Raw genomic sequence first — 12,732 nt, 5'->3', positions numbered from 1 at the left:
TCACCAGAACAAGACATCCCGACCTTAAGCTCTATACAAAGTAGCTTAAAACGCGCCTGGCAAAATTATGGCATCTATTTTTTATGCAACCGAGGCGCGGCATTGCAACCACACTGCAAAGTCGTCAGCACTCATGGGGACCGCCAGATGAAAACCCTGGCCAAATGAACAGCCCAGATCGACGAGGGCGTTGAGCGTATAGGCATTTTCAATGTTCTCGACAACCAGATCCATCTTCAGCGCCCTGGCCAGCGCCACGCTACTTGAAATGACCGCCCTGTTCCCCAAATCGTCAACATCCCGGACAAAGACACCGTCTAGCTTGAGTTGGTTGAAGGGCAAATGCGCCAGTTGCGTCAAAGAGGAAAAGCCAATGCCGAAGTCATCGACCGACAAACCACAGCCGGCTTGATGCAGATGCAACAAATTTTCCACAGCAGAGGCTGGCAAATCCAGCAGACCGTTTTCGGTGATCTCGAACATCAGTGCAGCACCCGGCAATTCATATTGATGCAAGCGCTGGATAACGTGTTCGACCAGGTCGCTGCTCACCAATTGAGAGGCTGTCAGGTTGAACGCTAGCCCCGTATCAAACCCTTGCTCGCGTAGCCGGCTCATGAGTTCGAGCCCTTGGTCTAGAAGCCGCTTGAACATCTCATCGAGCAGGTCATAAGCCACCACTGCCGCCAACAGATCCCGAGGCAGTAAAAGCCCGCGCTGGGGGTGATTCCAGCGCACTAGAACCTCGGCACCAAACAATCGGCCATCGTGCAGGTTGAACTTGGGTTGGTACCAGGCCTGAAACTCTCCAGCCATCAAACCCAGCAGAACCTGCTGGCGAGGGATCAACTCAATCGCTGTCAGAGTCCCCCTCAGTGCAGAGCAGTACAACGGGGTGAAATCAGACAGGATCTTTTGCAAAGCCCGCAGTTGCAGGGGCTTTTCCAACACACCGAGTAAACGGATAGAAGATAAAGTGGTCAACTTCTCGACCGAACGCCGCAATGCCAGCGGCAACTCTCCATGTATAACCAGCGCACGTACGTTACCCAGTTCGCTGGCCACGCGCAGAAACTCAAGGTTGTTAATCGAACCGTCAGCCAGGTCAAAAAAAATGATGTCGATCACTGCTTGACTGCGAATGTGATCCACTGCTTGCATTGCATTTCCGGCCGACACAACGCTCGCCACCTGCAGATTCAGCAACCCGTTGACCAACACACTGCGTTGCAACGCATGGCTTTCTATGACGAGAACACACCCCTCAACCATCTGTTTCAACCTACCCATTATTAATGGGTAGGACTTTGCCAACTAACTATCCTGCGCCCTTAGAGAAACATCCTCCCGACATGTAGGAAATTTCCCAGGGATAGCCTTAATTACCGTGCCAGAAATTAAATAATCCGTAAGGCGACCTGCGGTTGGATCACCTCACTCGCACGAGCGCCATCGACATGTCCAGTAGAACTCACGCAAGGCCTCAGGAGGCCAGCCAGCAAATGACCAAGCGACATTCATTGCCAGCTTAACCGACACGCAAAAAAACGTAGGGGGGGCGGATGGGGGAACAAAAAACATCAGACATGAAAAAGCCCCGTAAAACGGGGCTTTTTCATAACAATATGGCGGTGAAGGAGAGATTCGAACTCTCGATACAGTTTCCTGTATACACACTTTCCAGGCGTGCTCCTTAAGCCACTCGGACACTTCACCGTATCTCGTCAAACTGATTCAGTCTGTCGAGGCGCGCTAATGTAGTCGAAAGCTTTTCCGATGGCAAAGGTTTTTTTCAGAATTTTCATGCGCTTAGACGGTTATCCCATGCCGCCTCCCTCTGGCACGGCGTGGAGGGCGGCGATTGTGCCATTCTCAAGGCGTGTCGGTATGGGGCCAAGGTGGCTGGCGAGCCCTGACGTAGCCTACTCTGGGCCGGGAGGTTGGGAAAAGGCTGACTGGCCAGTCAGTCATGGCGCTTTACCGGGGCGGCCATGCTGGGTAACGTCTGCGGCCTGCCCTTCTATTAAACGTATTACAAGGAATCGCGTCATGAGTGAGTTGATTGCCTACCACCTCGAAGACGGTATCGCGACCCTGACCTTGAGCAACGGTAAGGTCAATGCCATTTCCCCTGCCGTGGTCAGTGCGTTTAATGAAGCGCTGGACCAGGCCGAGAAGGATCGCGCGGTGGTGATTATCACCGGTACGCCGGGGATTCTGTCGGGTGGTTATGATTTGAAAGTGATGACGGCCGGCCCTAAAGAGGCGGTCAGCCTGGTGACGTCGGGCTCGACCCTGGCGCGTCGCCTGCTGTCGCACCCGTTTCCGGTGATTGTGGCGTGCCCTGGGCATGCGGTGGCAAAGGGGGCGTTCCTGTTGCTGTCGGTCGATTACCGGATTGGTGTCGAGGGGCCTTTTAGCATTGGTCTGAATGAAGTGATGATCGGCATGACCATGCACCATGCCGGGATTGAACTGGCCCGCGATCGCCTGCGTAATTCGGCGTTTCATCGTTCGGTGATCAATGCCGAGATGTTCACCCCGCAAGACGCCTTGAGCGCCGGTTTCCTCGATAAGGTGGTGGCACCCGAAGAGCTGCAAGCCGCGGCCCTGGAAGCGGCGCGGCAGTTGAAGAAGATCAATATGAACGCCCACAAGCAAACCAAGCTGAAGGTGCGTAAAGCCCTGCTGGATCTGCTGGATAACGCGATCATTCAGGACCAGGAACATCTGGGCTGAGTCTCCCGAGACCGCATCAAACAAAGCCCGACCCTGTGTCGGGCTTTTTCTTACAGCCCGTTCTGAATCACCTTGCAACCGCTCTAGATGGCATCTGTCTCCATCTGCTGAAACATGTACTTAAACATCGCCCATCTCCTACCTCTACAGGGGTAATTGCCGAATACAGTGCACGTCCGTACACTGCGCCACCTTTTGTCCCGATGGTCCGTGTCGATGCTCTATTGTTTACGCATGTTATTGATGGGCCTGCATTTTCTGATTGCCGGTGTGCTGGGCGTGCTGCTGGGGATCTGCCGGCCGTTCAACCCGGATAACAGCCGCCTGTGCGCACGCCTGTATGCTCTGCCGGCCATGTGGATCCTGCGGCTGCGGGTCAAGCCGCAAGTGGACTCGCTGCGCAACAAGCCGAGCAGTTGCGTGATTATTGCCAACCACCAGTCCAACTATGATTTGTTCGTGTTCGGCAATGTGGTGCCCTATCGCACCGTGTGCATCGGCAAAAAAAGCCTGAAGTGGGTGCCACTGTTCGGGCAACTGTTCTGGCTGGCGGGCAATGTGTTGATTGACCGGGGCAATGCGCAGAAGGCGCGGCGGTCGATGTTGACCACCACCCATACCCTGCAACACGAAGAAACCTCGATCTGGGTGTTTCCGGAAGGCACACGCAACCTGGGTGAATCGTTGCTGCCGTTCAAGAAGGGCGCGTTCCAAATGGCGATTGCCGCCGGAGTGCCGATTGTGCCGGTGTGCGTCAGTACCTATGTGACGCAGATGAAGCTCAATCGCTGGAACAGTGGCGATATCTTGATCCGGTCATTGGCGCCGATTCCTACAGCAGGATTGACGATGGATGACATGCCCGGGCTGATGGAGAAGTGCCGGACGCAAATGGTCGAGTGCATTGAAGCCATGGATCAAGCACTGCAAAAAACCTGACGGCAAGCCGGCTCCTACAATGTGGCGTTTCAGGCTAAGCTGGCCGGTTACTGCCACTTGTGAAGAAGCGATCAGCATTATGGGTAGAGTTGTTGCGGCGGCCGTCTATAGCGCCGGTAAAAAAGTCCGGGATATCACCCTCGATGAAGGCGCCGCCTGGGCGGCCAAGCCTGATCACTTTGTATGGATCGGCCTGGAAGAGCCCGACGCCCAGGAACTGGCCAACCTGCAACGCCAGTTCAACCTGCATGAACTGGCCATCGAAGACGCCCTCGAAAAACACAGCCGGCCGAAGCTGGAAACCTTTGGCGACGCACTGTTTATCGTGACTTATTCGCCGGTGCGCCATGAAGGCAAGCTGGAGTTTATCGAGACCCATATTTTTGCCGGCAACGGCTATATCATCACCGCGCGCAACGGCCACTCGGCGTCCTACGGCTATGTACGCCAGCGCTGTGAGGCGCGGCCGCTACTGCTGGAGCACGGGGAAGATTTCGTACTCTATGCCCTGCTGGATTTTGTCACCGAAAACTACCAGCCCGTGAGTGAGGCGATTCATGCCGAGATCGATGCGCTGGAGCACAACGTGTTGTGCAACTCCCTGAACGAGCGCGATATCCAGAACCTGCACGGCCTGCGCCGCGACGTACTGCGGCTGCGCCGGCATGTGGCGCCAATGGTGGAAATCAGCGAGGAATTGCAAAAGCTGAGCTTCCCGTTTATCGACAAGAACATGCGCCCATACTTTCGCGATGTAGAGATCCACGTCACGCGGCAGATGGAAGACCTTTCGACCCTGCGCGACATCGCCAGCCAGACCATCGAGATCGGCGTGCTGCTCGAAGCCTCGCGCCAGAGCGTAGTGCAGCGCAAGTTTGCAGCCTGGGCGGCGATCCTCGCATTCCCCACGGCGGTGGCCGGGATCTATGGGATGAACTTCCAGAACATGCCGGAACTGCAATGGCACTACGGCTATTTTGCGGTGCTGGGATTTATCGCGGTGGGGTGTACGGGCCTGTGGGCCAGCTTCAAGCGCTCGGGGTGGCTGTAACCTGCCCACCCCGGCCGGCCGGGATCAGGCGACCTGCGGCTTGTGGGCTACAAAACGCATCATCCATTCCGCCACGGTTACCCCGTGGTGGTCATGGGCAAGGCTGGCGACGCCCTGCTGGTAGATCTGTTCGCCAAGGTTGAGCTGGCGAATGTCGAGCAAGGCCCGGGAGTAATCGTGGATAAACTCCGGATGCCCCTGGAAGCACAGCACCTGATCATTGATGTGATAAGCGGCAAACGGGCAGAAATCGCTGGAGGCGATCACCGTGGCGTTTTCCGGCAAGGCGGTGACCTGGTCCTGGTGGCTGATCAATAGGGTCAGTTCTTCTACCACCGGGCTCATCCACGGCGCCTTGGCGGCCAATTGATAGTTGTGCGTGCCCACGCCCCAGCCCTGGCTCGCCCGCTCGCTCTTGCCGCCCAGCAGCAGCGCCAGTAGTTGATGGCCGAAACAGATGCCGAGCAGCTTGTCGCCCCGCTCGTAACGGTTCAGCAGGTAGGCCTTGAGGGTTTCGATCCACGGGTCGGTAGCGAAGGAATCCGCCTTGCTGCCCGTGACCAGGTACGCGTCGAACACTTCGCTGTCCGCCGGGTAGTGGCCTTGCATCACGTTGTAGACGACGAATTCGGCGGCAATCGGCTGCTGCGAAAACAGGCGCTGGAACATCTGCCCGTAACCTTGATATTGATCGACCAGTTCCGGACGCAGGATATCGGTTTCCAGAATGCAGACGCGTAGCGACATAAAAAATACCTGACACGGTGATGGGAATAACGCACACCCGCCAGCCTGCCCTGAAATACCCTGTCAAGGCAAGCCCCCACCCATGACCTGTCAGGAGGTTAGAACGTTGTGCCCTGGGCGGCCTTTTCCAGCAACAAGGCTGGCGGGGTGAACCGTTCGCCGTATTGCTCGGCCAGGTAACGCGCCCGCGCCACGAAGTCGTTCAAACCGTACTGGTTGATAAACTGCAGCGCCCCGCCGGTCCACGCCGCAAAGCCGATGCCGAAGATCGAACCGATATTGGCATCGGCGGTGGACATCAACACGCCCTCCTCCACACACCGCACCGTTTCGATGGCCTGGATAAACAGCAGGCGGTCGCGCACATCCTGTGCCGAAATCTGCTGGCCGGGCTTCTCGAAGCGCACCTTGAGTTCTGGCCACAGGTATTTCTGGCCACCGCTGGGGTATTCGTAGAAACCACCGCCCGCCGCCTTGCCCGGGCGCTTGTACTCATTGAGCAACAGGTCGATCACCGCAAACGCCGGATGCTCGGGCAGCGTCTTGCCTTCGGCGTGCAGATCCTTGGCTGTCTGCTGACGGATATGGCTCATCAGGCTGAGGGAAACTTCGTCAGAAATCGCCAGCGGACCAATCGGCATCCCGGCCTTGCGCGCTTCGGTCTCGATCATCGGCGCAGCCACGCCTTCGCCGAGCAGGGTGATGCCTTCGTTGGTGAAGGTGCCAAATACCCGCGAGGTGAAAAAGCCGCGACTGTCGTTCACCACAATCGGGGTTTTCTTGATTTGCAGTACGAAATCAAAACCACGAGCCAGGGTTTCGTCGCTGGTATTGGCGCCTTTGATGATTTCCACCAGTGGCATTTTTTCCACCGGGCTGAAGAAGTGCAGGCCGATAAACTTGCCTTGGTCTGGCACCGCATTCGCCAGGCCGCTGATGGGCAAGGTGGACGTATTGGAAGCAATCACCGCGTCAGCGCCTACCACGCGCTGGGCCGCCGCCGAGACCTTGGCCTTGAGGTCACGGTCTTCGAATACGGCTTCGATGATCAGGTCGCAACCGGCCAGGTCGGCATCGCTGTCTGTAGGATGGATCCGCGCCAGGGTGCTTTCCCGCTGCTCAGGCGTCAGTTGCCCACGGCTGACTTTCTTGTCCAGCAGCGCCGCCGAGTGGGCCTTGCCCTTCTCTGCCGCCGCCAGCGTCACGTCCTTGAGCACCACGTCCACTCCCGCCGATGCACTGGTGTAGGCAATCCCCGCGCCCATCATGCCGGCGCCGAGGATGCCGACCTTGCGCGTGACATACGGCGCAAACCCCGCAGGCCGTGAGCCCCCGGCGTTGATTTCGTTGAGCTGGAACCAGAAGGTGCCGATCATATTCTTCGCCACCTGGCCGGTGGTGAGCTCGGTGAAGTAGCGGGTCTCGATCAGGTGCGCGGTGTCGAAGTCCACCTGGGCGCCCTCCACGGCCGCACAGAGGATTTTCTCCGGCGCCGGGAAGCAGCCATTGGTTTTGCTGCGCAGGATCGACGGCGCAATGGCGAGCATTTGCGCGACTTTTGGATTGGACGGTGTGCCACCTGGAATCTGGTGACCCTTGATATCCCAAGGCTGTTTGGCCGTCGGGTTGGCCAGGATCCAGGCCCGGGATTTGGCCAGCAGTTCATCGTGATCCGCCGCCAACTCGTCGATCAACCCGGCTTGCAGGGCCTTCTGCGCGCTGATCTTCTTGCCTTCCAGCAGGTACGGCAAGGCCTTCTCCAGACCCAGCATGCGCACCATGCGCACCACCCCGCCGCCGCCCGGCAACAGGCCGAGGGTGACTTCCGGCAAGCCGATCTGCACGGCTGGATGATCCAGCGCCACGCGGTGCTGGCACGCCAGGCATAGCTCCCAGCCACCGCCGAGGGCGGCGCCGTTGATCGCGGCCACCACCGGCTTGCCGAGGTTTTCCAGGCTGCGCAACTGCGCCTTCAGGCCCAGGACCATGTCGTAGAACGCCTTGGCATGGGGCTTGTCGACTTTGATCAGCTCATTGAGGTCACCGCCGGCAAAGAAGGTTTTTTTCGCCGAGGTGATTATGACCCCGGCAATCCCATCCTTTTCCGCATCCAGGCGTGCGACGGTGGCGGCCATGGCCTCGCGGTAGGCCGCGTTCATGGTATTGGCACTCTGGCCGGGCATGTCGAGGGTCAGCACCACGATCTGGTCCTGGCCTTTTTCGTAACGAATGGCGTCGGTCATGACAAATTCCTTAGGCTCAGAGGCGTTCGATAATGGTGGCGATACCCATGCCGCCGCCCACACAGAGCGTGGCCAGGCCGTAGCGCTGCTGGCGCACCTCCAGTTCGTCGAGCAAGGTGCCGAGGATCGCGCACCCCGTGGCCCCCAGCGGGTGGCCCATGGCAATCGAGCCACCATTGACATTGACCCGGGCGGCGTCGATGCCCATGTCCTTGATGAACTTGAGCACCACCGAGGCGAAGGCTTCGTTGACCTCGAACAGGTCGATGTCCTCGACCCGCAGGCCGGCCTTGGCCAGGGCCTTGCGGGTGGCCGGCGCGGGGCCAGTCAACATGATGGTCGGATCGGTACTGGTGACGGCGGTGGCGACGATACGCGCACGCGCTTGCAGGCCCAATTCACGGCCCCGGGCCTCGGAGCCGATCAGCATCAAGGCCGCGCCATCGACAATCCCGGAACTGTTACCCGGTGTGTGCACATGCTGGATGCGCTCGACATGGCTGTAGACCCGCAAGGCCGTGGCATCGAAGCCCATCTGCCCCATCATTTCGAAGCTCGGCTTGAGTTTGCCCAACCCTTCGAGCGTCGAGTCGCCACGGATAAATTCGTCGTGATCGAGCAGTACGATGCCGTTCTGGTCCTGCACCGGGATCAGGGATTTGTTGAAGGACCCATCTGATCTGGCCCGCGCCGCTTTCTGCTGGGAGTGCAAGGCGAAGGTGTCGACATCTTCGCGGCTGAAGCCTTCCAGGGTGGCGATCAGGTCGGCGCCAATCCCCTGGGGCGTGAAGTGGCTGTGCATATTAGTCTGCGGGTCCAGCACCCAGGCACCGCCATCGCTGCCCATGGGCACGCGGGACATGGACTCGACACCGCCGACCACCACCAGGTCCTCGAAGCCGGAACGCACCTTCATCGCCCCAAGGTTGACCGCCTCCAGGCCCGACGCACAGAAGCGGTTGACCTGCACACCGGCGACGCTGACGTCCCAGTCGGCTACCAACGCGGCCGTCTTGGCGATATCCGCGCCCTGGTCCCCGACTGGCGTGACGCAACCGAGCACGATGTCATCCACCTGGCGCGTGTCCAGGTCACTGCGCTGTTGCAGGGCGCTGAGCAAGCCGGCCAGCAGGTTCACCGGCTTGACGCTGTGCAAGGCGCCATCGGCCTTGCCTTTGCCCCGGGGCGTACGTATCGCATCAAAGATCAAAGCTTGAGTCATGACGTCCTCGAACCACTGTGCAATGGAGCTCTCAAGGGGAGAGCCGACCGTGCCCTTACCTTAAGCGCCGCCAGGGCAGATTCAATGACCGATGCGCTCATTGACCTTGACGAGCACGCTCAGACGAACGGTAGGAGGCTGGCGAAAACCCCAGGTTAATCGTTTTAGCTGTCTAGCCAAGGGGCTGGCGCGAAGATGGCCATATGCCTCATGCGCTTTTAAAAGGATTTCAATCTAAGTTGATATGAAAGCGATCTAAGCCACGCCCGACATGGGCTCTAAGGTTGAATCAGTAAGAAGTGTATGACGCTGCTGCCGGGTCTTGCTGGAGCAGCTGTAAGAAAAATGCCATCTCGCAGGCCTAACGTAGTCAATGATGGTGCTTACATCGGCGCATTTGACGCTCAGGAATAACAACAAAAGGCAGTCAGCCATGTTCAAACAATCGAAAGTCCGCCAGGCGGGGCTCATTCTCTTCGCCACCACACTGATTCTGATTTTGCCCAACCTGACCAAGATCATTGGTTGAGCGGGCCGATCACACCTAGATATTGCAGCCTTTGGCAGCACCGCCCGGGAAACCGCGTAGAGCGTTCCCGTGGCCGGGGCTGTCTTTTTTGCGTACGGTTTCGTCGTCGATGTCCGGTATCCTGAGCCCAGACCGCCACTGCCGAATGGGACTCGCCTTGAAACACATTATCGTCCTGCTGATGCTGATCCTGGCCTACCCCGCCAGCGCCGCCTCGTTGACCATCGAGCTGGATCACAGCCGCACAACCTGGCAAACCGCCGAGTTGCTCAAGCACCCGGCAGCGCAAACCGTGCAGATCGTTGATGACGTTTCCTACAAGCGCAACATGACCTATCGCGCAGTACCGCTGGCCGTACTCTTGCCGGGCGTGTTGGCGCAGAACCATGTGCAGGCGGTAGCGCTCGATGGTTTCGCCGCCGAACTGGCTGCCGCCCCGCTGCTTTCGCAAAGCGGCGCCCAGGCGTGGCTGGCGGTGGAGGATCCGGCCCAGCCATGGCCCCCGCTGGCCAAGGGCAAGCCCAGCGCCGGGCCATTTTACCTGGTGTGGACCCAACCCCAGGCGAGCGGGATCAGCCCGGAACAATGGCCCTTCCAGATCTCGACGATCAAACAGTTGAAAACCGTTGCCGAACGCTTCCCGGCGCTGCTGCCGGACCCTGCGCTGGCGGTGGACGATCCGGTCAACCAGGGGTTCGCCCTGTTCCAGAAGAACTGCCTGGCCTGCCATCGCCTAAACGGCGCGGGTGACGCGCAGGTAGGCCCGGACCTGAATCTGCCCTACAGCCCCACCGAATATTTCGGCGGCGACTTTCTCAAGCGTTACATCCGTGATCCCCAGAGCCTGAGGCATTGGCCGCAAGCCAAGATGCCGGCATTTACCGCCAGCGTGTTGCCAGAGGCCGACCTGGAGTTGCTGGTGGGCTATTTGAAGCATATGGCCACTCGCAAAACCGACACCCCCTTGTAGGAGTCGGCTTGCGGACTCCTACAAGGGGGCGTGCTTCTAGGGATTACGCGCCAGATGCTCCGACGGCAATACGCGCTTGGCGCTCAGATAGGCATTCTGCCAGTAGGCCTTGGACAAGGTATCAAGCTTCACCGTACCGCCGGTTTGCGGTGCATGGACGAAACGCCCTTCACCCACATAGATGCCGGCATGGCTGACCTGCGAGCCGCCGCCCGTGGCGAAGAACAGCAAGTCGCCGGTCTGCAGCGCATCTTCACGCACGTCCTGGGCCCGCATCACGATCAACTCGCGAGTGGTGCGCGGCAGGGAGATACCAGCGGCATCGCGGTAGACAAAACCAATCAGGCCACTGCAATCAAACCCCGAATCCGGCGTATTGCCGCCCCAGCGATAAGGCGTGCCGACCAGGCCCAGGGCACGAAACAGCACATCTTCAGCCGCTGGCGAAAAGTTCTGGGTGGCGTAGTTGAAGACCGGCTTGGGCTTGACGGCCACAGGCGCAGGCGGAGGACGGCTGGCGCAGGCACTGAGCAGTGCGGCGCAAACAAGAAGAATTAGGCGGGCCGAGGTCGACATGGGCAGAACAATCCTGATCTGGATGCGGCTTTCGCTGCCGAACGCTGAAAACTAGACCGCGCAAGCAAGCTTGCGCGGTCAGGTTCGCAACAATATCTCAGGATTCTAGCGGTTACGCGTCAAACTTCAAGTATCACTTTAACTTTACTTGCGAGCGGTAACGGTAGTCGGGGCCATCGCCAATGCACGCTTGGCTTCGATGAAGGTTTTGCTCCAGTAGCTGTCGCCCAGCTTATCGACCCGCACCCCACCGCTGCGGCGGCTGCTGGAGTGGATGAACTGGTCATCGCCCAGGTAGATACCGGCGTGGCTGACACGACCACGGCCATTGGTACTGAAGAAAAGCAGATCGCCAGGCTTGAGGTTGTTCCGTGCGACCAACGGTGCATCCACGTTGATCATTTCGCGGGTGGAGCGCGGCAGGTTCATGCCGGCCTCTTCACGAAACAGATAGCCGATAAAGCCACTGCAGTCGAAACCGGCTTCAGAGGTACCGCCGAAACGGTAACGGGTACCGATCAGGGACATGCCGCGTTCGAGAATGCTATCGGCCAGCAGAGGCAGCTGATAAGGCTTGCTATCGGCGAACTGGGCCAGTTCTTTTTCGGTCGCCACCTCTTCTTCATAAACAGAAGAAGACTGTGCTGCGACGAATTTGGCTTGATGCTGTTGTTGCGGCTTTTGCTGCTCGACCACCTGCTGGGGGTGGGTGGCGCAACCAAACAACAGGGTAACGAGTGCGAGAGGCACGAGGGGTGCGAAGCGATTTAGCATGGGCACGACCGTGGCTGATATGTAAAGAAGTCGAGACTATGCCTTCTATGACATCGATTTGCAAATTCAATCGTGATCTATGTGACTTCTTGTTTGACCTATGTCATCTAAGCCCTTACACCCCATTTAAACCCTTTTGCGTGGCCATAGCGGCTCAAGCGCAGGTTTTCTGGCGCCTGGAATTTGCCAGGAGCACCGGTTTCAAAGGGCTGGCTACCAGCCGAGGGTTTCTTTGAGAAAGGGGATAGTGAGCTTGCGCTGGGCCTGCAAGGAGGCCTGGTCGAGCTGCTCGAGCAAGTCGAACAGCGCGCTCATGCTGCGGGTACCGCGGGTGAGGATGAAATGCCCGACTTCATCGGTCAGGTGCAAGCCACGGCGCGAGGCACGCAGTTGCAGGGCCCGCAATTTGTCTTCGTCGGACAGCGGGCGCATCTGGAAGATCAGCGCCAGGGTCAGGCGCGACTTGAGGTCTGCCAGCTTGACCGGCAATTCCCGCGGCGAAGTGGACGCGGCAATCAACAGGCGCCGGCCACTGTCGCGCAGGCGGTTGAACAGATGGAACAGTGCTTCTTCCCAGTCTGCCCGGCCGGCGACCGCTTGCAGGTCGTCCAGGCACACCAGTTCGTATTGCTCAAGGTTGTCGAGGATGCCGATGCCACGGTCCAGCAGCTCGGCCAACGGCAGGTACACCGCCGGCTCACCCAACTGCTCAAAACGCAGGCAGGCGGCCTGCAACAGGTGGGTCCGCCCCACGCCGTCCTTGCCCCAGAGGTAGATCAGGCTTTCCGTCCACCCGGCGTCGGCTTCGCAGAGCCGCTCGACATAGCCGAGTGCAGCGGCATTGGCGCCTGGGTAGTAATTGATGAAGGTAGCGTCGTCACGCAGACGCACACCTAGGGGCAGCTGAATCGGTTTCATGCTGACTGAACGGTTCCAATCGAA

General features: G+C 58.9%; 11 protein-coding genes and 1 tRNA gene. 4 read left to right on the top strand and 8 right to left on the bottom strand.

Going from position 1 to position 12,732, the window contains the following annotated elements; all coding sequences use genetic code 11:
• Positions 1–81 precede the first annotated feature (81 nt).
• Positions 82–1,314 (bottom strand): EAL domain-containing response regulator, encoded by a 1,233-nt coding sequence (locus ACO77H_RS07180; protein WP_432755198.1) that lies wholly within the window; start codon positions 1,312–1,314, stop codon positions 82–84.
• A gap of 312 nt (positions 1,315–1,626) precedes the next feature.
• Positions 1,627–1,716, bottom strand: a tRNA-Ser gene (locus ACO77H_RS07175).
• A 333-nt stretch (positions 1,717–2,049) separates the two neighbouring features.
• On the opposite strand from ACO77H_RS07175, the gene ACO77H_RS07170 reads away from it, so the two are divergent.
• The 3 genes from ACO77H_RS07170 to ACO77H_RS07160 all read left to right on the top strand — a co-directional run bounded on the left by ACO77H_RS07170 (position 2,050) and on the right by ACO77H_RS07160 (position 4,729).
• Entirely contained in the window at positions 2,050–2,739 is a 690-nt protein-coding gene (locus tag ACO77H_RS07170; RefSeq protein ID WP_432755197.1) for a crotonase/enoyl-CoA hydratase family protein, read from the top strand.
• Positions 2,740–2,955: 216 nt separating this feature from the next.
• Complete coding sequence (locus tag ACO77H_RS07165; RefSeq protein WP_169956994.1) at positions 2,956–3,678, top strand: 1-acylglycerol-3-phosphate O-acyltransferase; 723 nt, start codon at positions 2,956–2,958, stop codon at positions 3,676–3,678.
• Between the two features lie 79 nt (positions 3,679–3,757).
• Positions 3,758–4,729 (top strand): magnesium and cobalt transport protein CorA, encoded by a 972-nt coding sequence (locus tag ACO77H_RS07160; protein WP_169956993.1) that lies wholly within the window; start codon positions 3,758–3,760, stop codon positions 4,727–4,729.
• A gap of 24 nt (positions 4,730–4,753) precedes the next feature.
• On the opposite strand, the gene ACO77H_RS07155 is transcribed toward ACO77H_RS07160, so the two are convergent.
• The 3 genes from ACO77H_RS07155 to ACO77H_RS07145 all read right to left on the bottom strand — a co-directional run bounded on the left by ACO77H_RS07155 (position 4,754) and on the right by ACO77H_RS07145 (position 8,941).
• Positions 4,754–5,476 carry an amidotransferase gene (locus tag ACO77H_RS07155; RefSeq protein WP_169956992.1) on the bottom strand — a complete coding sequence of 241 codons (723 nt, stop codon included), beginning with the start codon at positions 5,474–5,476 and terminating at the stop codon, positions 4,754–4,756.
• 98 nt (positions 5,477–5,574) lie between these two features.
• Positions 5,575–7,719, bottom strand: coding sequence for a 3-hydroxyacyl-CoA dehydrogenase NAD-binding domain-containing protein (locus ACO77H_RS07150; protein ID WP_432755196.1), 2,145 nt, complete (start codon positions 7,717–7,719; stop codon positions 5,575–5,577).
• Between the two features lie 16 nt (positions 7,720–7,735).
• Positions 7,736–8,941, bottom strand: a complete 1,206-nt coding sequence (locus ACO77H_RS07145) for an acetyl-CoA C-acetyltransferase (RefSeq protein WP_169956990.1) — start codon at positions 8,939–8,941, stop codon at positions 7,736–7,738.
• 686 nt (positions 8,942–9,627) lie between these two features.
• Between ACO77H_RS07145 and ACO77H_RS07140 the strand changes: the two genes are divergently transcribed.
• On the top strand, positions 9,628–10,440 hold the full coding sequence (locus tag ACO77H_RS07140; RefSeq protein WP_170057707.1) for a c-type cytochrome: 813 nt from the start codon (positions 9,628–9,630) through the stop codon (positions 10,438–10,440).
• Between the two features lie 36 nt (positions 10,441–10,476).
• On the opposite strand, the gene ACO77H_RS07135 is transcribed toward ACO77H_RS07140, so the two are convergent.
• The 3 genes from ACO77H_RS07135 to hda form a co-directional block, all read right to left on the bottom strand.
• Positions 10,477–11,016, bottom strand: coding sequence for a C40 family peptidase (locus ACO77H_RS07135; protein WP_169956988.1), 540 nt, complete (start codon positions 11,014–11,016; stop codon positions 10,477–10,479).
• Positions 11,017–11,160: 144 nt separating this feature from the next.
• Positions 11,161–11,790 carry a C40 family peptidase gene (locus tag ACO77H_RS07130; RefSeq protein WP_057438759.1) on the bottom strand — a complete coding sequence of 210 codons (630 nt, stop codon included), beginning with the start codon at positions 11,788–11,790 and terminating at the stop codon, positions 11,161–11,163.
• A 213-nt stretch (positions 11,791–12,003) separates the two neighbouring features.
• On the bottom strand, positions 12,004–12,708 hold the full coding sequence (gene hda / locus ACO77H_RS07125) for a DnaA regulatory inactivator Hda (RefSeq protein ID WP_029292403.1): 705 nt from the start codon (positions 12,706–12,708) through the stop codon (positions 12,004–12,006).
• Between the last annotated feature and the right edge of the window lie 24 nt (positions 12,709–12,732).

Source organism: Pseudomonas sp. WMBT8 (assembly GCF_050916005.1).
In the GTDB taxonomy this organism is placed as follows: domain Bacteria; phylum Pseudomonadota; class Gammaproteobacteria; order Pseudomonadales; family Pseudomonadaceae; genus Aquipseudomonas.
The sequence above is the reverse complement of the archived record's forward strand: the minus strand, read 5'-3'. Positions and strand labels throughout refer to the sequence as shown.